Source organism: Paraburkholderia sp. Cpub6, from assembly GCF_014201065.1.
In the GTDB taxonomy this organism is placed as follows: Bacteria; Pseudomonadota; Gammaproteobacteria; order Burkholderiales; family Burkholderiaceae; genus Paraburkholderia; species Paraburkholderia tuberum.
In genome coordinates, this window is the sequence record NZ_JACHDM010000004.1 from 162,989 (window position 1) to 181,617 (window position 18,629).

Here is an 18,629-nt window from a genome sequence, read left to right on the forward strand (position 1 = left end):
GCGCGGATATTTTCAGTTAAGCGAAAGATGATCATCGAGTCATTTTTTGCTTAACTTGTCACAACCCCGCACACACCGAAACCCCGCATACACATACTGGTAATGCGGCTGAAACCAGTTGCGAAATTCCGGCCGCAGCATGCACAGCGCGGTACGCGCCGAGCCGCCCTTCAGCACGTAGTGCTGCCCATCGAAAAAGTTGGCCGAATAGCCGGGATAGAACGGAAACGCTTCGAAGCCCGGCAGCGCTTCGAAAAGCGTCGAGGTCCATTCCCAGCCGTTGCCGAACTGACCTTCCACGCCGAACGTGCTGACGTTGTCCGGATGCGCGTCGACGGGCCGTGGATCCCAACTGCGGAAATCGAAGTTCCCCGATGCCGCTTGCGGCGCACCGTGCGCCGCGCGTTGCCATTGCGCCTCGGTCGGCAGGGTTTTGCCGGCCCAGCGCGCGTAGGCGCTCGCTTCGGCGTGGCTCACGTAGACGGGCCAGTCGAGCGGCAAGGGCACGTCGTCGAACATCGTGCGCAGCGTCCATGCGGGGCGACCGTCTTGCGCCGTGCGTTGCGACCAGCCAGCGGGATGCTCGATGCGCTCCGCTTCCCTCCATGCCCAGTCCTTCGGCGACCACCACTTCGGCTCGCGATAACCGCCGTCTTCGATGAACTCGAGGAACGCACCGTTCGTGACCATGTATCGATCGATCTCGAACGCGGGCACGTCCACGCCCATTTCGCCGAACTCATTATCCCAGCCGAAGCGGCCGGCCTCGCGCGGCATGCCGAGCACGGCCGTGCCGGCCGGCACGCTGACCATCGACGACAACGCGTCGCGCTGCTCATCGCTCGTTACCACCGGCTCGCGCAACGCGGTGTTCTTCTGCGCGAGAGGCAACTGATGGAGCATGTACGCGAGCGTTTCCGCATGCATCAACCGATGCTCGATCGCGACGTTCAGCAGCTGCACGGCCGCCTCGTCGTGCGCCGCGCTGCCGAGTTCGTCGAGCGCGGTGTCGATCTGCCGGCGCGCGCGCGTCGCATACTCGCGCACGGCGGCGAGCGACGGCCAATCGCCGGGTTGATCGGTGGGAAAGCCGCCGTCTACCGGATCGATGCCGAAGGCGAACAACTGGTCGAGTTCCGGCGCGAAAGCCGGCAGATCGAACAGACGCTGGTCGAGCAGATTGCGATCGAACGCTTCGAGATGGCCGATGTAGAACACGACGCGGTGACGCTCGCGGATCGGCCGTTCATAGAGGTAGTCGGGTTTGACGATCGCAAACAGGTCGTCGGTGACTTGACGCGCGTCGAGCAGGCGCTGCACGAGCGGATGATGCGGGACAGGGTCGCGATTCATTGGGGCCGGGTCTCCATGCAACACGGTTGCCGTGGGGGGGTCTGAAAACTCTACCCGCTCGCAGGCGGCGTGCCAAGACTAACAGCGCGACCGTCCAGGCCACTCTGGCCGCTAGATCTGCCGCAAGCCTTCGAGATCGACGATGTGAATGTGCTTGCCCCGCGTGTCGATCAGGCCGCGTTTTTGAAATCTTGACAGGGTGCGGCTGACCGTTTCGAGCGTCATGCCGAGGTAGCTGCCCATGTCCTCGCGCGTCATTCGCAGATTGAATTCCGACCACGAGTAGCCGCGCTGCGCATTGCGCTGTGACACGTCCAGCAGGAAGGCGGCGACGCGCTCGTCGGCGGACAGCGAGCCGAGCACCATCATCTGCGCGGCTTCGCTGACGATCTGCGCGCCCAGTAGCTTGTGCATGCGCTCCTGGATCGAACTGATTTCGCGACACAGCAGCTTCAGCGCGCTATATGGAACGATGCACACCGTGCTGTCTTCCAGCGCGACGGCGCTGCACGCATGGAGGTCCGCGCTGATGCCGTCGAGCCCGAGCGGCTCGCCGGCCAGACGCAGCCCGGTGACCTGCTCGCGGCCGTCGCGGTGGACCATCACAGTCTTCATCGAGCCGGAGCGCACCGCGTAGATATTGTCGAAGCGGTCGCCGCTGCGATACAGCGCTTCGCCGCGCGGCACCGAGCGCGCCGAACAGATCAGCGTTTCGAGCTTCGGCAGTTCCTCCGCCGACAGCCCCTGCGGCATGCAGATCTCACGCATCGAACAGCTGGAGCAGCGCGCGGCGGTACGTGCGGCTGCGCGTGCCGCCACGGCCTCGCGGTTGCCGGCGGAGCGGGTCGAGGAACGGGTCACAGCAGTAGGATTCAGCATGTTCGATTATTGGTAGTGGTGAAATTGTCCCACCCGCTATGACCCGCAACTGGCGGCAAAGTGACGCGTTCGCTGGTCGGCAGTCCGAGCAACGGCGGTGCTCTGACGAAGGTGAGAAGGTGAGAAGGTGAGTCGCCGCGGCCTATATCGACGTCGCCCGTCGACGGGTAGCGTGGCTCGATTCCGGCAAGGCAGGGCGTGGCGTGCCGCCCTGCGCCTGATGAAAGAGTCAGGCGGGTTCCTTGTCGGTGCCCGCGGCGGACGGTACCAGCAGAACCGGAAGAGTGGCCTGGCGCACGCAGCGTTCAGCGACGCTGCCGAGAATCAGCCGCTGAAAGCCACGCCGGCCGTGCGTGCCCATCACGAGCAGGTCGGCGTTGAATTCGGCGGCGGCCTGCAGCACGATCTCGGCGACATCGCCGAGCGACGAAGCCTCGGAGACCGCCGGGTCGCCCTTCACACCTTGCTCGGCCATCACTTTCGAAAACTCGGCACGCAGTTCCTGGCCTTCCTCGATCAGGCGGTTGCGCAGGATCGACGGGTCGTAGCCGGGCGCCTCGAAGTACATCGGCGTGTTTTCGACGACATAAAATGGCCGCAACACCGCGCCATTCGATTTGGCGAGATCGAGCGCCGCTTCGAACGCACGGCGTGAGGTATTGCTGCCGTCGACCGCTACAAGGATGCGTGTGTACATATCGGCTCCGAGTCAAAAATGCGTCTGCCAGATTGCTAGCTGCGGCAGGTTTATTGATCTTTTATACCAATGAAGCTTAGATGATCGCCGGAAAAGATGCACCGGACCAGGATGTAAATCAAACATTTGCCAAATATTCCGGCGCGGCGCGGACAAAATGGCGGGCGCGGCGGCGTGCGCGAAGCGGCCTGGCATGCTTACAACCCGTAAAACTTTGCTGAAGCCGAAACAGGGTTGGCCTTACAATCAAGCCATATTCAGACAAGCTGGCCAGTCCGCTGATGAACGATCGAAAAACCAAGGGCTTACCCGACCAGATCTACGGCGACATTCTCAACCGCATCCTCGAAGGCGAGTACAAGGAAGGCGAGCGATTGCCGACCGAGCACGCGCTGGCGGAGCGTTTCGCCACGTCCCGACCGACCGTGCGCGAAGCGCTCGCGCGATTGCGGGCCGACGGCATCATCTCGACGCGGCACGGCTCTGGCACGACCGTCGCGCGGCGCCCCGATCCGGACGTACGCCGCTTCGCGCCGCTCGAAACGCTGTCCGATATCCGCCGCTGCTATGAGTTTCGCATCGTGACCGAGGCGGGCGCGGCCGCGCAGGCAGCGCTGAAGGCCGACGCCGACGACATCGCCGCGATCCAGCACGCGTGGGAAGAGCTCGAGCGCATCATCGAGGCGCAGGGGATCGGCGCGAAGGATGACTTCCTGTTTCATCAGGCGGTCGCGCGCGCGTCGAAGAATCCGTTTTTCATCACGGTGATGTCGTTCATCGAGGAACAGATCCTGTTCAGCATGAACCTGTCGCGCAATCTGTCGCTCGTCAAGACGGTGGAGCGGCAGCGGCTGGTGCAGGCCGAACACATGGCGGTGCTCGACGCAATCCGCCGCAAGGACGCGGCGGGCGCGGGGGCCGCAATGCGCGCGCATCTCGAGAACGCGCTGGAACGGATGTTCGGTTCCTGAGTCCGCGCGCGGGTGAAGGCGTTGCGACTTTTGTCAGGCCGCGCTTCGGCGCGGCTCAAGCAGCGACGGCGACCGGCCCGAACAGCGAGGTCAGCGTTTTCGCGCTCACCGCGACGTCGAGCGCGACGGCCCGCTCGATGCCAATCTGCCGCGGCGGCCCGAGCCGGCTGATGTCGAGGCCGGCACGGCGCAGCATGCGCTCAATCGGCGTGGTGGTCACCGTGACGTAATGCGTGATGCCCATGCGCTGCGCGAAGCGCATTACTTCCTGAATTGCGCGGATTGTCATATCCGTGAAACCAAACGACTGTTCCTCACCGCCGGTTTCGATCGCCCAGCGGCTCAGTTCCCAGATATGTCGCCCGACCGGCGCGGCCGCGCCATGCAGTAGCTGCGGGAAGGTGTCTTTCAGCATGTTCGGACCTTCGGTCGGCATCAGGCGCCAACAGCCGCGCAACCGTTCGTCTTCGCCCTGAATCAGCATGTAGTACGGCCCGAGCGCGTCGTAGCCGTCTATCTCCATTCCCGCGATGGTCGGAATTTCCCAGCCGAGCCGGCCGTGAAAGACACGGGCGCGCAAGCGGTACATCTCGTTGATCAGTTCGTTGTCGAATTCCTGCCGGAGTCCAATTCGGATCGTGGTTTGCATGACGTTCTCCTGTACGCGTTGGGGGGCTGCCAGATACGCAGGAAAACTTATGCATTCTGAATCTTTACGCCACCTACCTACCTGGATAGGTGTGGATGCTTATCGGGTATATCAGAATTCAGACTCGTCTCCGCCCCCAACCTACAAGGGTCCAAAATGGAACTCCTCGACAATCACTGGCAACCGCAAACCCACCTCCAGGCGCGTCCTTCGGAGGTCTCTTCGGCAGTGGATCGGGTTCTGATCATTGCCTATCGGAAGAAGAAAAAAGAGAGCCAGCGCCGTTTCTGGGCTCGCTTCGGCGTCACGCAATCGCGCGGCAGCCGCTTCGAGTCGGGCGCGGAGATCCCGGCGCCGGTGTCGATCCTGCTGGGTCTGTACTTCATGAAGACCGTGTCGGACGCCGATCTGGGTCGCGCCGAGCGTGTGATGTACAGCCGCGACGCGGCCGCGCTGCTCAACCCGGGTCAATAAGCCCAAGCTGCGCCGCGATCACGGCTGCCGCACGCCGCGAATTCACGCCGAATTTCGCCCTGATGTTTTTCATATGGAAGTTCACCACCGCTTCCGAGCAACTCAGGATGTGAGATATCTCCCACGTGGATTTGCCGCGTGCGGTCCATTTCAGACATTCGCGCTCGCGCGGCGTGAGCTTCGGCATCAAGGTCTGCGCATGTGAATTCAGATGCTGTTTGCTGGTGTCGATCACCAGGTCGCGCAACAGCACGAGGTTCGGCAACGCGGCGTTCACATGGCGCCTGAACCCGTCTGACGGCTTGTCGTCATTGACGAAGCACATCATGCCGGCTTCCAGATTCGGCCCATGAATTGGCAGCGTCACGCCCGCGCCGAGGCCGTACGAGCGAGCTTCCTCATACAGGGATTGCTGCGCCGGGCTGGCGAAAATCTCGGGCGTCCAGACCAGCGGCGATGAGCGTGACAGGCAGTGTGCGACCGTCGGATCGATATGCACCATGCCTTGCTCGTCGTACGTCTGGCGCCATGCCGGTGCGTAAGTGCTGCGCAGGTAAGCGTCCTCGAGACGCATGGTTGGCCGCGGCAGCATCGCGACCAGAATCTTGTCGAAGCCCCACGTTTCGGCAAAGCCCGTAATCACGCCGAACCATTCCGCCTCGTCGGCGGCGTCCAGTAGCGGTGCCATCTGCTCGATAAAGTGTAGCGACAATTTTTTGGCTCTCTCAGGCTCGCAAACATCCCGTTCGCGGTTATTGGCAGACAAACTTCGGTCCGCTCTTTTGGTCCGCATAATCTATCACTAAAAACTCGAACGCAATGCGCCGGTGCTCCGCGGGGTAAACGATAGCCGCCACGTGATAGCAACGCGGGCGTCGCCTATTATTATGCTGATTGAAATAAATCTTTAACCCGGCCGGGCTTCTCGGGTGCGCGGCGCGGCTAATCGGCATCCGGCGACAGATTTTAATATGTTTCGTTGACAGCATTATTTCGTCGCGCTTTAAACTAAATCGTATTTACTCGATTATCTGGGAAAGCGGGTTATTGCTCGCCGCGTCCTTGTTGCCAAAAAAAGCCTGCGCCGATTCCGCTGGCTACGGGCCCGCTTCATTGTTATACAAAAGGAAATTTCGTGATCGGCTCCCGCGCAATTCGCCGCCGACGGCATGCTGGGCGATCGTCACGCGCAGGTTGTTTGACAACATTGCGATGCCGATGCTACCGTGAAACCTCCGCCTAGCGCGTTTCCGCGTCAACCATCATGAACGAATCACCGCTTAGCGACGGCGAGTTCGCCGCGTCGGTCATGGCCGTGCCGCCGCTCGCGCGCCGGGCCGACTACACGCTCGACCCTGCCCAGAATCTCGCGCTTATCCGCCATATCGAAGCGGGCGGCGTACGCACGCTGCTGTATGGCGGCAATGCGAACCTCTATCACGTCGCGGTCAGCGAATACCGCGAGCTGCTGGACCTGCTCGCCGAGGCCGCGGGTCCCGGGACACGGGTGATTCCGGCGCTGGGTCCCGACTACGGCAAGATGCTCGATCAGGCGCGCATCCTCGCGCAGACGCGTTACCGCACGGCGATGGTGCTGCCGCTCGGCGGCTTCACGACGTCCGAGGGCGTCGAGACGGGCCTCACGCGGATCGCCGACACGGCCGGCATGCCGCTCACGCTGTATATCAAGTGCGAAAACTACGTCGCTGTCGATACGCTCGCGCGGCTCGTCGAGCGTGGGACGCTGAGCGCGGTCAAGTATGCGATCCCGCGCGACAACCCCGCTGACGATCCGTATCTGCGCCGGCTGCTGCAACGCGTGCCGGCCGCGAAGATCGTATCGGGCATGGGCGAGCGGCCGGCGCTCGTGCATCTGCGAGAGTTCGGGCTCGCAGCGTGGACGACCGGAAGCGGCTGTATCGCGCCGAGCATGGTGATGGCGCTGCTGCGCGCGGTGCAAAGCGGCCGGAGCGCCGATAGCGCCGATCACGACACCGCCCAACGTCTGTACGATGCGTTCATGCCGCTCGAAACGCTGCGCAACGACATCTCGCTGATCCGCGTGCTGCACGATGCAATCACGTTCACGGGCCTCGCCGACATGGGGCCGCTGCAGCCGCTGCTCAGTTCGACACCGCGCGAGCATCATGCGAAGATCGCGCAGACCGCGCGCACGCTGCTCGCTCTCGAGCGCGAGTTCGCGCCCATCCAATCGAACCGCTCCGATACGCAGACAACCCCATGACCGATCACAGCCGACGCTATCCCGATCCCTCCATCCGTGTGTTCGATCCGCGCTTCAAGTCGTTGATCATCGCGTCGGCGTCGGTCGAATGCTTGTATCAGGGCACGCGCTGGTCGGAGGGGCCGGTGTGGTTCGGCGATGGCCGCTATCTGCTGTGGAGCGACATTCCGAACGACCGCATCCTGCGCTGGGACGAAACGACGGGCGCGGTCAGCACGTTCCGTCAATCGTCGAACAATGCGAACGGCCATACGCGCGATCGCGAAGGGCGTCTCGTCAGTTGCGAGCACCTGACGCGGCGTGTGACGCGCACCGAGTACGACGGCTCGATCACCGTGCTCGCCGATCGCTATCAGGGCAAGCGCTTCAATTCGCCGAACGACGTGGTCGTCAAATCGGACGGCTCGATCTGGTTTACCGACCCGACCTTCGGCATCGAAGGTTTCTACGAGGGCGAGCAGCAGCAGTCCGAGCTGAAGGCGTGCGTGTATCGGATCGACGGCCAGTCGGGCGAGGTGTCGATGGTCATCGACGACGTGCTCGCTCCGAACGGTCTCGCGTTCTCGCCGGACGAATCGCTGTTGTACGTGGTCCAATCGCGCGGCGAGCCGCGCAAGATCCGCGTATTCGATGTCGAGGCCAATGGCAAAGGCACGACGCTGTCGAACAACCGCGTGCTGATCGACGCGGGGCCAGGCACCCCGGACGGTTTTCGTGTCGACACGCATGGCAACTTGTGGTGCGGGTGGGGCATGGGCACCGACGAGCTCGACGGCGTGCGCGTGTTCAGCCCGCAAGGCGAGCCGCTCGGCCACATCGCGTTGCCAGAGCGTTGCGCGAACGTTTGCTTCGGCGGACGGCATCGCAACCGGCTGTTCATGGCGGCGAGCCACGGGTTGTATTCGCTGTTCGTCAATACGCAGGGCGTGCGCGGAGGTTGAGCAGTTGTCCGCTAACCAGACAACATGTATTGCTATCGCGGCGAGGGCTCGGGTTTGCCCTTAGCCCGCGGTGCCGGGCATTGAACGACAAGGATTTCAGGTAAAACGACCATTTTCTCGCCCGACCCACGCTCTCGACTATTTGCTTGACATCGGCTGTTGCGCTTCGCTATGTTCCCTTGGTAGAAAGACACCGCCCGCAACGCATCGACCAGCGGGCTTCCATACCAAGAAGCGAGGAGACGCAATGACTGTTTCGCACAGGTTGTCGTTCAAGCTGGTATCCGTCTGTATCGCCGCGAGCGCGGCGTTCACCCTTGCCGCGCACGCGGCCGATCCGGTCACGATCAATATCGTCGACGTGGCCGGCGATCTTCAACTCACGCAGAAGGGCTTCGAGGCGTTCAAGGCGAAGAATCCGAATCTCGTCGCGAACATCACGTTCACGAACGCGCCCGCGCCGCAATTGCCCGGCAAGATCAAGGCGATGCAGGCCGCGGGCCGCTCCGACATCGACCTCGTTTTGACCGGCACCGACGCGCTCGCGGCCGGCATCGAACAGAACCTGTGGATCAAGCTGCTGCCCGACAACGCGGCGCAGTTCCCCGGCGTGCTCGACAAGTACGCGCCGGGCCCGCGCAAGATGCAGGATCTCGCGCAAGGCTACGGGCTCGAGGTCGCGTATATGCCGGCTGGTCCGCTGCTCGAATACAACCCGGCCAAGGTCAGCGATCCGCCGAAGACACCCGAGCAACTGCTGCAATGGTGCAAGGCCCACCCCGACAAGCTGATCTACGCGCGGCCGGCCAATTCCGGTCCTGGCCGCACGTTCCTGATGGGCTTGCCCTACGTGCTCGGCGACAAGGACCCGCAGGACCCGGTGCACGGCTGGGACAAGACGTGGGCGTTCCTGAAGCAGTTGAACGACTGCATACCGTACTATCCGGGCGGTACCTCGGCGGTGATGAAGGAACTGGGCGAAGGCACGCGCGACATGACCGTGACCGTGACCGGCTGGGATATCAATCCGCGCGCGCTCGGCATCGTGCCGGCCGAATTCCGCGTACAGCCGTTCGACAACATGACGTGGGTCAACGACGCGCACTACATGGTGGTCCCGAAGGGCGTGCCGAAGGAAAAGCTCGACGTGCTGTACAAGATGATGAACTTCATGCTGGAGCCCGCGCAGCAGGCGCTGACCTACGACGACGGCTACTTCTATCCTGGCCCCGCGATCAAGGGCGTCTCCGTCGAGCAGGCGCCCGCGCATAGCCAGGAGGTACTGCAAAAGTATGGCCGGCCCGAATACGCGAAGTTGTTGGCCGATCGTCCGCATGCTTTGCCGCTGAATGCAGCAGCGATGGTCGCCGCCTTCAGGAAGTGGGATAGCGACATCGGCGCGCAGAAGACCCGTTAGGCCTTCTCCATTGCGACGGAAAACGAGGCGAAACGCAGCGCGGCGTGAGGCACCGCCGCGCTGCATGTTTTCAGCGATCACGCGCCTCGGCTTAACTGCCTGATGCGCCGCGCCCACCGCACGCGCGGCACTCGCGATATCCGTCGCCTCACGCGGATCAGGAAACCGCCATGAAGCATCACTTTGAGCAGTTGCGGCTCGATTCGGTGAGCCGCAGTTTCACCAACGCGCAAGGCCACGCGATCGCCGCGCTGCAGGGTCTCGATCTGACGATCCGGCGCGGCGAGTTCATCGCGCTGCTGGGGCCGTCGGGTTGTGGCAAATCGACGGCGCTGAACTGCATCGCCGGATTGCAGCCGCTCACCGGCGGCGGCATCTGGCTCGACGAGCGGCGCATCGACGTGCTGCCGCCGGAAAAGCGCGGCTTCGGCATGGTGTTCCAGAACTACGCGCTGTTTCCGCATATGAGCGTGCTGGAGAACGTCGGCTTCGGGCTGAAAATGCGCGGCGTCGGCAGAAGCGAGATCGCGCGCCGTGCACGCGAGGCCTTGAAACTGGTGCAACTGACCGGTCATGAGCACAAGCTGCCCGGCCAATTGTCCGGTGGCCAGCAGCAGCGTGTCGCGATCGCGCGTGCGATCGTGATCGAGCCGCCGCTGATCCTGATGGACGAGCCGCTGTCGAATCTCGATACGAAGCTGCGCATCGAAATGCGCGCGGAAATTCGCCGCATCCATACGCAGCTCGAACGCGCGACGCTGTACGTGACGCATGATCAGGACGAAGCGCTGTCGATGGCCGATCGCATCGTCGTGATGAGGGAGGGCGTCGTGCAGCAGGTCGCGAGGCCGAAGGAGGTCTATACGCGGCCGCGCAATCTGCATGTCGCGCGCTTCATGGGTTATCGCAATGTCGCCGAGTTCACGCTGGAGGGCATGCAAGGCGATGGCGTCGTGGTCAGCGCTAACGGCGTGCGGCTCATCGGCACGCCGATGGCCGGCTTCGACGGCAAACGCGTGAGTGTCGCGCTGCGCCCCGAAGACATGGAGCGCGCCGAGCCCGGCGCCGACAACGCGTTCGAGGCGCTGATCGACGCGGTCGAGTATGGCGGCCACGATTCGCTGCTGCGCGTGAAGACCGCGTTCGGCGACGTGTGGGCGCGCGTGACCGGTGAATGCGCGGAGGGCGAGCGCATCACGCTGCGCGTGCGGCCGTCGTGCGTGCTCGTCTACGACGCCGAGGCCGCATGAACACGCCGACGCTTGTCCCCCCGCTTACGTCTCGCGCGCCGCGCGATGCCAAGGCCTGGCTCGTCGCGCCCGCGCTGCTCTTTATCGTCGCGCTGTTCATCTATCCGTTCGCGTATGGTCTCGCGCTGTCGTTCCGGCCGATGAACGGCGGCGGCGTGTGGGCCAACTATCTGACGTTCTTCACCGACACGTCGATGTGGCCGACGATTCTCGTTACGCTGAAGCTGTCGGTGCCGGCCACGCTGATCAACGTCGGCGTGTCGGTGCCAGTCGCGTTCGCGCTGCGCCGCTACTCGCGGTATCAGAAGATCGTCACGACGCTGTTGGTGATCCCGGTGACGCTCGGCACCGTGCTGATCGCCGACGGCATGCTCACGTACTTCGGTCCGCACGGCTGGCTGCCGCAGGCGTTGCAGGCGCTGCATCTGTACACCCAAGAGGTGCGGCTCACGCACAACTTCACGGGCGTGTTGCTGTCGCTGATCGTGTCGGGCTTTCCGTTCGCGTTTCTGCTGACGCTGTCGTACGTGACCGGCATCGACCCGACGCTCGCAAGCGCGGCCGCGACGCTCGGCGCGAGTCCGTGGCAGCAGTTTCGCCGCATCTATCTGCCGCTGCTCGTGCCGGGGCTCACGATGGCCGCGTGTCTGTCGTTCGTGCAGGCGTTCTCGGTGTTTCCGTCGGCGGTGCTGCTCGGCGCGCCCGCGGGTCCGACGCGCGTGATGTCGATTGCCGCGGCCGAAGCCGCGTTCGAGAGCTACGACTATTCGCTCGCATCGGCGATCGCGATGGTGATGGGCTTCGTGCAACTGCTGGTGGTCGCCGCGCTGCTCGGCGCGCGCCGCTGGTTCTATCGTGGTCCCGTAACGGGAGGCAAAGGCTGATGACGACCGATCGTCGCGCGACGCGGCCCGACTGGTCCGCGTCCACCTCCGCTTCCGCGGCGCCTCAGCCGGGCGACGGCGCCCGCGAGCCAGCGCAACGTGCGCGTCAGCGCGCGAATCTGCCGGGCCGCATCTGGCAGGTGCTGGTGTGGGCCGTGATGGCGTTCTTCCTGATCAACGTCGTGCTGCTGATTGCGACCGTCGCGGTGAATTCGATCGCGACGCGCTGGTTCGGCACCGCGTTGCCGCAAGGCTTCACGTTGCACTGGTATGCGCAGGCGTGGAGCGACTTCCAGCTCGCGAGCGTGCTGTGGGTGACCGTGCAGGTGGTCGGCGCGGTCGTGTTGCTGTCGGTGCTGCTCGGCGTGCCGGCTGCGTATGCGCTCGCGCGCGTGCAATTCCGCGGCAAGCGCCTTGCGATGCTGATCTTTCTGCTGCCGTTGATGGTGCCGCCCGTCACCTACGGCATTCCGATGGCGACCGCGATGTACAAGGTCGGACTCGCCGGGACGCTATGGGGCGTGATTCTTGCGAATCTGGTACCGGCGCTGCCGTTCGTGATTCTGGTGATGACGCCGTTCATCGAGCAGATCGATCCGAATCTCGAAGCGGCCGCGCGCATTTTCGGCGCGAACACGTTCCGCTATTTCCGTTACGTGCTGCTGCCGCTGCTCGTGCCGGGCATGCTGGCGGCGGGGCTGCTCGTGCTGGTGCGCACGATCGGCATGTTCGAGCTGACGTTTTTTACGGCCGGTCCGGCCACGCAAACGCTGGTGGTCGCGTTGTACTACGCTGTGTTTTCGACCGGCGTGCGCGCGCCGCAATCGATCGATGCGATGGCGATGATCTATATGGCGATCACGTTGATCTGGGTGCTGATCGCACTACAATTCGTGAGCCCGACGCAGATCGTGTCCCGCGTGAAAGAACAGAGGCGCTGACGCATGGTCAGCGCCAATCGTGGAGTAGACGTTGACGAAGAGAAAGACCCCCGAGGAATTGCGTAGTCATCGCTGGTACGGCGCGAACGATCTGCGTTCGTTCGGCCACCGCTCGCGCACCGCGCAGATGGGCTACAACCGCGACGAATACGCGGGCAAGCCGGTCATCGCGATTCTGAACACGTGGAGCGAGATCAATCCGTGCCACACGCATTTCAAGCAGCGCGTCGAGGAAGTGAAACGCGGCATCTGGCAGGCCGGCGGCTTTCCGATCGAGCTGCCTGTGCAGACGCTGTCCGAGCCGTTCCAGAAGCCCACCACGATGCTGTACCGCAATTTCCTCGCGATGGAAGCCGAGGAGATGCTGCGCTCGTATCCCGCCGACGGCGTCGTGTTGATGGGCGGCTGCGACAAGACCACGCCCGCTTTGTTGATGGGCGCGATCTCGATGGATCTGCCCGCCATCTTTCTGCCTGCCGGCCCGATGCTGCGCGGCAACTGGAACGGCGTGACGCTCGGCTCGGGTTCCGATTCGTGGCGCTACTGGGCCGAACTGCGCGCGGGCACGCTGACGCCGGACGACTGGCAGGGCGTCGAGGGTGGCATCGCGCGCTCGCCCGGTCACTGCATGACGATGGGCACCGCATCGACGATGACGAGCGCGGCCGAAGCGCTGGGCTTCACGCTGCCCGGCTTCGCGTCGATTCCCGCGCCCGATTCGCGGCATGCGCAGATGGCCGCGAAAACCGGCATGCGTATCGTCGAGATGGTGTGGGAGGATCTGAAGCCGTCGGACCTGATCACGGCGGCATCGGTCGATAACGCGGTGACGACTTGTGTCGCGCTGTCCGGGTCGACCAATTCGGTCGTGCATATGATCGCGCTTGCACGGCGCGCGGGCATCGAGTTGACGCTCGACCGCTTCGACGAGATCGCGCGCCGCACGCCCGTGCTCGCGAACATCAGACCGACCGGCGCCTATCTGATGGAGGACTTTTTCTACGCGGGCGGTTTGCGCGGGCTGCTCGCGGAACTGGGCGAACTGATCGACGGCTCGCAGAAAACCGTGAACGGCCGCACGCTCGGCGAGAACCTTGCCGGCGCGCGCATTTTCAACGACGACGTGATCCGCCGCCGCACGAATCCGCTACTGCGCGACAGCAGCCTCGCGGTGCTGCGCGGCAATCTCGCGCCCGACGGCGCCGTGATCAAGCCGGGCGCGGCCGAGCCGCATCTGCTCGTGCATACGGGCCGTGCGGTCGTGTTCAGCGACTACGACGACATGGCCGCGCGCATCGACGACGACGCGCTCGACATCGACGAAAGCTGCGTGCTCGTGCTGCAGCACGCGGGGCCGGTCGGCGCGGGCATGCCCGAATGGGGTCAACTGCCGATTCCGCGCAAGCTGCTGCAAAAAGGCGTGCGCGACATGGTGCGCATCTCTGACGCGCGGATGAGCGGCACGAGCTATGGCGCGTGCGTGCTGCACGCGGCGCCCGAGGCATTCGTCGGTGGGCCGCTGGCGTTGGTGCGAAGCGGCGATCTGATCGAGCTCGATGTGCCGCGCCGCAGGCTGAATCTGCTGGTATCGGACGAAGAACTCGCGCGCCGCAAGGCCGCGTGGGTCAAACCCGCTGCGCGCTTCGAGCGCGGCTATGGCGCCCTGCATCAGGCGCACGTGATGCAGGCGGATCAAGGCTGCGATTTCGACTTCCTGCAGCGCGGCGGCGTAAGTCCCGATAGCTCGGGCGAGCCGGAGATTCACTGAGGTTCAATACCCCACGCGATACACGCGCCCCGTCTGCGCCCCTTCCACACTGCGCAGATAAGCAAGCGCCGCGCGTTGCGCGCTGACGGGCTCGAAGCCGCGAAAGAACGGCGCGTAAGCTTCCATCGACTCGGTCAGCACGGTCGGACTCACCACGTTGATGCGCAGCCCGCGCGGCAGTTCGATCGCGGCGCCGCGCACGAAGCCCTCGAGCGCGAGATTGACGGTCGTCGCGCTCGCTCCCTGCGGGATCGGCTCGTCGCCCAGAATGCCGCTCGTCAACGTGAACGATCCGCCGTCGTTCACATACGGCAGCGCCGCGAATACGACGTTGATCTGGCCCATCAGCTTGTCGCGGAGCCCGACCCGGAACTGCTCGATGCTCATCTGCTCCAGCGGACCGAAATGCACCTTGCCGGTCGCGGTGACGACGCCGTCCACCTTGCCGATGTCGCGAAACAGCCGCTCGACGCTCGCCGGGTCCGTGCTATCGACGTGATATTGCCCGCGCGTCGCGCCCACCTCGATCACTTCGTGACGCGCCTTCAGCTCCGCGCGGATCGCCTGGCCCAGCGTGCCCGTGGCACCGATGACGACGATTCTTTTCATCCGCAACTCCGTTAAACGAACCCACGTTAAACCAAGCAAAGCACGCACCAGAATAAAACAGTGCGTGCTGCGTGATTGCCTGATAAATCGGAATAAACCCGGTAATTCAAACGCGCGCGTATAAAGGGATGATACGCGCGCGCCTATTTCACCCGATGTAATTCGATTACGCGCGCAGGCCGCAAATGATTGAGCGCATAGTGAATGCGGCCACGATCGTGGCGCTGTCCGACCGGACGCGGGTCGTCGTACTGATGGTCGGCCGAGTAGACGTCGAGCGGCTCGGCCATGCCCTTGTCGATCACCGAGTAGCCCGGCTCGAGCGCGAGCAGCAGGTGGTTGCCGCCGACCCTGCTGTCGAAGCCGGCCATGCCATCGAGCGACTCGGGCACGCTGTTGTCGAGCGTCGCATTGCTGGTCGTGACCGCGTCGGGTGAGATCGCGCCGTGGCCCGCCAGACGGGCCGCTTCGCGGTTCTTGCCGTCGGTGTCGACCGTGCTGTCGTGCGTGCGGTCGTTGTGCAGGTCCGTGCTTCGTGGGTCCTTCGGGTCCGGTTTCGTACCGGCGTTTTCGGGTTTGCTGATCGCGCTGTTCATCGTGCATTCTCCTGAAGCGGACATTCGAAGAAAAGAGCAAAAGCCGTTCCGACTGACACGGCGCCGCGGTGCGCGAGAGTCGCGATGCGTTGTCCGCCATCCTTCGATGCGAGTGGCGTTGCCTCGCGATTGAATGGCGATGACGTCCGCGATTCATTTCGTTTTTTTTAATGGACGCGTATTTTCTACAGAGTATCATCTTACTCCTGCGACCGACGCGCGGATAAATTGGCGGCATGCTCCGGCTGTTCCAGCATGGTCGGAAAAACTAACAAACAAATGGCCGCGCGACTGAGAAAATGTTACGGGGCTTCAGGGGCGGGTGACTCATGCACTTCGATGCTGCATTCACACATCGCGGCTATCTTCTGAATTGCGAACCGGCGCGCTCGGGCGACGGCTCCTGGCAACCGTATGTGGTGATCTCGCGCTCGAGCGACGGCGAACTGGTCGCTAACCGTTTCTTTCCCACGGAACTGCGCTTCTCCGACGAAGCCGCCGCCATCGCGCACGCGCGCGATTGGGCAGTGCGCTGGATCGACGCGAGCAGTCTGACTATCTGAAGTCAGGAAACGATGCGTGCGTGCCAGTGCACGTCGACGCAATGAATCCGAGCCGACCTGCACGCTGCCGGGCGGGCACCGTTAAAACGCGGTAATCTCTGCTCGATAACCACTTCGAACCGTGCACGCCGCACGGCGCCGTCCCTTATGCCCAATGAGCCTTCCCATAACTGGGGCCTTGAACAGATCGTCGCCGACCTGCGCGCCTCGCGCGAGCAATTGCATCGCACGCGGCATCCGCTCGGCATTCGCGAATTGCCATCGCGCGAAGCGGTGGTCAATATCGTGGCCGGTCTGCGCGCCGCGATGTTTCCGACGCATTACGGCGCGCCCGATCTAACCGACGAAACGGTCGACTACTACGTCGGCCACACGCTCGAAAGCACGTTGCGGCTGCTCGCCGAACAGATTCGCCGCGCGCTGCGCTTCCTGCCCGAGTTCGGCGAGACGCCGGACGCCGAGTTGCGGGAGCGCGCGTTCGCGGTGGCGCGCGAGTTCGCGACGCAGCTGGCGGGCATACGCGCGCTGCTCGTCAGCGACATCCAGGCTGCGTACACCGGCGACCCCGCCGCGCAGCACATCACCGAAATCCTGCTGTGCTATCCGGGCGTGTGGGCGATGACGCATCATCGGCTCGCGCATGCGCTGCATCGGCTCGGCGTGCCGCTGCTCGCGCGCTTCATCAACGAGATCGCGCACTCGGCGACCGGCATCGACATTCACCCGGGCGCGACGATCGGGCCGAGCTTCTTCATCGATCACGGCACCGGCGTGGTGATCGGCGAGACAGCGATCATCGGCGAGCGCGTGCGCGTGTACCAGGCGGTCACGCTCGGCGCGAAGAGCTTCGCGGCCGATGAGGACGGTACGCTGATCAAGGGCAACGCCCGGCATCCGATCGTCGAGGACGATGTCGTGATCTACGCGGGCGCGACGATTCTCGGACGCGTGACGATCGGGCGCGGGTCGGTGATCGGCGGCAACGTGTGGCTCACGCATAGCGTGCCGCCGGGCAGCAGCGTATCGCAAGGCAAGGTCCGCGAAGGAGAGCGCACCGACAACGGACGGCAATGATGCACGGCTAGCCGCCGCGCCCGCACGCCGGGCCGATAGCATCGCGCTGCGCCTAGCCGATCGGCCAATGGCGCAACCACGGCAACGCATGCATGCCATGCAGCCACACGTGCTCGCCGATAAGCCACGCGGCCGCCCAGGACGCCGCGACGACGATCAGATCGCAGTGCCCGCTATTCCATAGATTCAACGAATGTCGCCCGGCGATCCACGGCACGCCGAGCGGATTCGGCCAGTCGGCGAGCAGATGCATCAGGCCGCCGCACGCGAAGCCGAACGCGGGCGCCGCGAAGATCGAATGTCCGAGCGTGTGATACGACACCGCGAGCAGCGCGAGCCAGCCGATGCCCCAATGCGTCAACGTGCGATGCGTGATCCACAGCCGCCGCGCGCGCGACCACCATGCGACTTCGAGCCAGTCCGGCGCGGTGCTGCCGGCCACGCCGGCGATGAAGCTCAGCAGCACGCCAGCATGAAACGGACCGCCGCCGCTGCGCGCGACGATCGCCGCCGCGATGATGCCGGCTGCGAAACCGGTCGCATGATGCGCTTTGCTGGATGCCATCGAACCTCGCGGCACACGTGCCGCGCGAAAAACAAAGGGCGGCTATGTTCGCAGATGAGCGCGTAAAAAAATAGCCGATGTGCGAGATAAAAATTCGCGCATCGGCCTTCCGTGCATGACGCGGTCGGCGTCCAGGCGCGCCGCGCTGCTCAGGTCGCGCAGCGCGCGATATCGAAGCGCATCTCCTCTTCGGGCGGATCGTCGGGCGCATTGGCCGGATGCACGACCTTGATGACCGTGTTGCCGTTGAGCGGGGTCAGCGTGACGAAGTACGAGTTGTGCGAATCGGCACCGACCGCAAGTTCGGTCGCCGCGCCGGCGTGCGAGGTGCGCACGCGCGGCAGACGTTCTTCGAGGCAGGCGGCGATGGACGCAGGCGTGCGTGACGACGACACGTACACGAGCGGTGCGGACGCATCGCGCGCGGGGCCGCCCGACGAACCGCAAGCGGCGAGGGTGGCGGTGAGGGCGACAGCTGGGGCAAGCAGGAGAAGTCTTTTCATGATCCGATCGTCGGCATTCCCGGTCATGCATGGGAAGGTGAGGCACGGGCGAAGCGCGATGCGCTGACGTACAGCGCGATGCTTCGCGACGAAGCTGCCGCGCAGGCGGCGCGGTTTCGCGGCGTCGCACGGCGGCCGGGGCAGTATACCGAGCATGTGTCGACGTAGTCACTAGCCACTAGCGCGGCCATGCGTTTATTGGTCTGACGGCAAACCGTAAGGCCCATGAAAATACCCGAACGTGATCGTG

The 18,629-nt window shown here is 64.0% G+C and carries 20 protein-coding genes; 11 read left to right on the top strand and 9 right to left on the bottom strand.

Annotated features, from left to right (window positions below):
- Positions 1-39: 39 nt before the first annotated feature.
- From HDG33_RS09660 to HDG33_RS09670, 3 genes are all read right to left on the bottom strand, one after another.
- Positions 40-1,353 (bottom strand): SUMF1/EgtB/PvdO family nonheme iron enzyme, encoded by a 1,314-nt coding sequence (locus HDG33_RS09660; protein WP_184024787.1) that lies wholly within the window; start codon positions 1,351-1,353, stop codon positions 40-42.
- Between the two features lie 111 nt (positions 1,354-1,464).
- Complete coding sequence (locus HDG33_RS09665) at positions 1,465-2,232, bottom strand: helix-turn-helix domain-containing protein (protein WP_184024790.1); 768 nt, start codon at positions 2,230-2,232, stop codon at positions 1,465-1,467.
- Positions 2,233-2,461: 229 nt separating this feature from the next.
- Positions 2,462-2,929 carry a universal stress protein gene (locus HDG33_RS09670; protein ID WP_090807329.1) on the bottom strand — a complete coding sequence of 156 codons (468 nt, stop codon included), beginning with the start codon at positions 2,927-2,929 and terminating at the stop codon, positions 2,462-2,464.
- Positions 2,930-3,210: 281 nt separating this feature from the next.
- Between HDG33_RS09670 and HDG33_RS09675 the strand changes: the two genes are divergently transcribed.
- Entirely contained in the window at positions 3,211-3,900 is a 690-nt protein-coding gene (locus HDG33_RS09675; RefSeq protein WP_184024792.1) for a FadR/GntR family transcriptional regulator, read from the top strand.
- A 55-nt stretch (positions 3,901-3,955) separates the two neighbouring features.
- Here HDG33_RS09675 and HDG33_RS09680 read toward each other — a convergent pair whose 3' ends face one another.
- Positions 3,956-4,549 (bottom strand): acyl-homoserine-lactone synthase, encoded by a 594-nt coding sequence (locus HDG33_RS09680; protein WP_184024795.1) that lies wholly within the window; start codon positions 4,547-4,549, stop codon positions 3,956-3,958.
- 156 nt (positions 4,550-4,705) lie between these two features.
- On the opposite strand from HDG33_RS09680, the gene HDG33_RS09685 reads away from it, so the two are divergent.
- A complete protein-coding gene (locus HDG33_RS09685) occupies positions 4,706-5,023 on the top strand; it encodes a hypothetical protein (RefSeq protein WP_013092374.1) in 318 nt (105 codons plus the stop codon).
- On the opposite strand, the gene HDG33_RS09690 is transcribed toward HDG33_RS09685, so the two are convergent.
- Positions 5,007-5,711, bottom strand: coding sequence for a LuxR family transcriptional regulator (locus tag HDG33_RS09690; protein WP_184024798.1), 705 nt, complete (start codon positions 5,709-5,711; stop codon positions 5,007-5,009). The genes HDG33_RS09685 and HDG33_RS09690 overlap by 17 nt on opposite strands.
- Positions 5,712-6,287: 576 nt before the next feature.
- On the opposite strand from HDG33_RS09690, the gene HDG33_RS09695 reads away from it, so the two are divergent.
- The 7 genes from HDG33_RS09695 to araD all read left to right on the top strand — a co-directional run bounded on the left by HDG33_RS09695 (position 6,288) and on the right by araD (position 14,469).
- Positions 6,288-7,268, top strand: coding sequence for a dihydrodipicolinate synthase family protein (locus HDG33_RS09695; protein WP_184024801.1), 981 nt, complete (start codon positions 6,288-6,290; stop codon positions 7,266-7,268).
- Positions 7,265-8,209 (top strand): SMP-30/gluconolactonase/LRE family protein, encoded by a 945-nt coding sequence (locus HDG33_RS09700; protein ID WP_018423605.1) that lies wholly within the window; start codon positions 7,265-7,267, stop codon positions 8,207-8,209. The genes HDG33_RS09695 and HDG33_RS09700 overlap by 4 nt, the downstream gene beginning before the upstream one ends.
- 247 nt (positions 8,210-8,456) lie before the next feature.
- A complete protein-coding gene (locus HDG33_RS09705) occupies positions 8,457-9,626 on the top strand; it encodes an extracellular solute-binding protein (protein ID WP_184024804.1) in 1,170 nt (389 codons plus the stop codon).
- A 170-nt stretch (positions 9,627-9,796) separates the two neighbouring features.
- A complete protein-coding gene (locus HDG33_RS09710) occupies positions 9,797-10,876 on the top strand; it encodes an ABC transporter ATP-binding protein (RefSeq protein ID WP_184024807.1) in 1,080 nt (359 codons plus the stop codon).
- Positions 10,873-11,760, top strand: a complete 888-nt coding sequence (locus tag HDG33_RS09715; RefSeq protein ID WP_018423602.1) for an ABC transporter permease — start codon at positions 10,873-10,875, stop codon at positions 11,758-11,760. Before HDG33_RS09710 ends, HDG33_RS09715 begins: the two co-directional genes overlap by 4 nt.
- Complete coding sequence (locus HDG33_RS09720) at positions 11,760-12,701, top strand: ABC transporter permease (protein ID WP_184024810.1); 942 nt, start codon at positions 11,760-11,762, stop codon at positions 12,699-12,701. The genes HDG33_RS09715 and HDG33_RS09720 overlap by 1 nt, the downstream gene beginning before the upstream one ends.
- A 31-nt stretch (positions 12,702-12,732) precedes the next feature.
- Positions 12,733-14,469 carry an L-arabinonate dehydratase gene (araD, locus tag HDG33_RS09725; protein ID WP_184024813.1) on the top strand — a complete coding sequence of 579 codons (1,737 nt, stop codon included), beginning with the start codon at positions 12,733-12,735 and terminating at the stop codon, positions 14,467-14,469.
- Between the two features lie 3 nt (positions 14,470-14,472).
- Here the strand turns inward: araD and HDG33_RS09730 are convergent, their stop codons facing one another.
- Positions 14,473-15,078 (bottom strand): short chain dehydrogenase, encoded by a 606-nt coding sequence (locus HDG33_RS09730; RefSeq protein ID WP_184024817.1) that lies wholly within the window; start codon positions 15,076-15,078, stop codon positions 14,473-14,475.
- 143 nt (positions 15,079-15,221) lie between these two features.
- Positions 15,222-15,674: a DUF3005 domain-containing protein gene (locus tag HDG33_RS09735; RefSeq protein WP_184024819.1), complete on the bottom strand. Its 453-nt coding sequence runs from the start codon at positions 15,672-15,674 to the stop codon at positions 15,222-15,224.
- A gap of 329 nt (positions 15,675-16,003) precedes the next feature.
- Here HDG33_RS09735 and HDG33_RS09740 point away from each other — a divergent pair, with 329 nt between their 5' ends.
- Positions 16,004-16,237 carry a hypothetical protein gene (locus tag HDG33_RS09740; RefSeq protein WP_013092363.1) on the top strand — a complete coding sequence of 78 codons (234 nt, stop codon included), beginning with the start codon at positions 16,004-16,006 and terminating at the stop codon, positions 16,235-16,237.
- Between the two features lie 147 nt (positions 16,238-16,384).
- Positions 16,385-17,311, top strand: a complete 927-nt coding sequence (epsC, locus tag HDG33_RS09745; protein ID WP_090807303.1) for a serine O-acetyltransferase EpsC — start codon at positions 16,385-16,387, stop codon at positions 17,309-17,311.
- A gap of 52 nt (positions 17,312-17,363) precedes the next feature.
- Here epsC and HDG33_RS09750 read toward each other — a convergent pair whose 3' ends face one another.
- The gene (locus HDG33_RS09750) at positions 17,364-17,876 is read right to left on the bottom strand and encodes a metal-dependent hydrolase (protein WP_184024822.1); all 513 of its coding nucleotides are present in this window, start codon (positions 17,874-17,876) and stop codon (positions 17,364-17,366) included.
- Between the two features lie 149 nt (positions 17,877-18,025).
- Positions 18,026-18,535 (bottom strand): hypothetical protein, encoded by a 510-nt coding sequence (locus tag HDG33_RS09755; RefSeq protein ID WP_184024825.1) that lies wholly within the window; start codon positions 18,533-18,535, stop codon positions 18,026-18,028.
- Between the last annotated feature and the right edge of the window lie 94 nt (positions 18,536-18,629).

Excerpts from the sequence above, each read along its gene's own strand:
- HDG33_RS09685 (WP_013092374.1), top strand. The coding sequence starts at position 4,706 with ATGGAACTCCTCGACAATCACTGGCAACCGCAAACCCACCTCCAGGCG.
- HDG33_RS09660 (WP_184024787.1), bottom strand. The coding sequence starts at position 1,353 with ATGAATCGCGACCCTGTCCCGCATCATCCGCTCGTGCAGCGCCTGCTC.
- HDG33_RS09740 (WP_013092363.1), top strand. The coding sequence starts at position 16,004 with ATGCACTTCGATGCTGCATTCACACATCGCGGCTATCTTCTGAATTGC.
- HDG33_RS09675 (WP_184024792.1), top strand. The coding sequence starts at position 3,211 with ATGAACGATCGAAAAACCAAGGGCTTACCCGACCAGATCTACGGCGAC.
- HDG33_RS09735 (WP_184024819.1), bottom strand. The coding sequence starts at position 15,674 with ATGAACAGCGCGATCAGCAAACCCGAAAACGCCGGTACGAAACCGGAC.
- HDG33_RS09680 (WP_184024795.1), bottom strand. The coding sequence starts at position 4,549 with ATGCAAACCACGATCCGAATTGGACTCCGGCAGGAATTCGACAACGAA.
- HDG33_RS09755 (WP_184024825.1), bottom strand. The coding sequence starts at position 18,535 with ATGCTCGGTATACTGCCCCGGCCGCCGTGCGACGCCGCGAAACCGCGC.
- HDG33_RS09695 (WP_184024801.1), top strand. The coding sequence starts at position 6,288 with ATGAACGAATCACCGCTTAGCGACGGCGAGTTCGCCGCGTCGGTCATG.
- HDG33_RS09730 (WP_184024817.1), bottom strand. The coding sequence starts at position 15,078 with ATGAAAAGAATCGTCGTCATCGGTGCCACGGGCACGCTGGGCCAGGCG.
- HDG33_RS09665 (WP_184024790.1), bottom strand. The coding sequence starts at position 2,232 with ATGCTGAATCCTACTGCTGTGACCCGTTCCTCGACCCGCTCCGCCGGC.
- HDG33_RS09720 (WP_184024810.1), top strand. The coding sequence starts at position 11,760 with ATGACGACCGATCGTCGCGCGACGCGGCCCGACTGGTCCGCGTCCACC.
- HDG33_RS09750 (WP_184024822.1), bottom strand. The coding sequence starts at position 17,876 with ATGGCATCCAGCAAAGCGCATCATGCGACCGGTTTCGCAGCCGGCATC.
- HDG33_RS09705 (WP_184024804.1), top strand. The coding sequence starts at position 8,457 with ATGACTGTTTCGCACAGGTTGTCGTTCAAGCTGGTATCCGTCTGTATC.
- HDG33_RS09670 (WP_090807329.1), bottom strand. The coding sequence starts at position 2,929 with ATGTACACACGCATCCTTGTAGCGGTCGACGGCAGCAATACCTCACGC.
- HDG33_RS09710 (WP_184024807.1), top strand. The coding sequence starts at position 9,797 with ATGAAGCATCACTTTGAGCAGTTGCGGCTCGATTCGGTGAGCCGCAGT.
- HDG33_RS09690 (WP_184024798.1), bottom strand. The coding sequence starts at position 5,711 with ATGGCACCGCTACTGGACGCCGCCGACGAGGCGGAATGGTTCGGCGTG.
- epsC (WP_090807303.1), top strand. The coding sequence starts at position 16,385 with ATGCCCAATGAGCCTTCCCATAACTGGGGCCTTGAACAGATCGTCGCC.
- HDG33_RS09700 (WP_018423605.1), top strand. The coding sequence starts at position 7,265 with ATGACCGATCACAGCCGACGCTATCCCGATCCCTCCATCCGTGTGTTC.
- HDG33_RS09715 (WP_018423602.1), top strand. The coding sequence starts at position 10,873 with ATGAACACGCCGACGCTTGTCCCCCCGCTTACGTCTCGCGCGCCGCGC.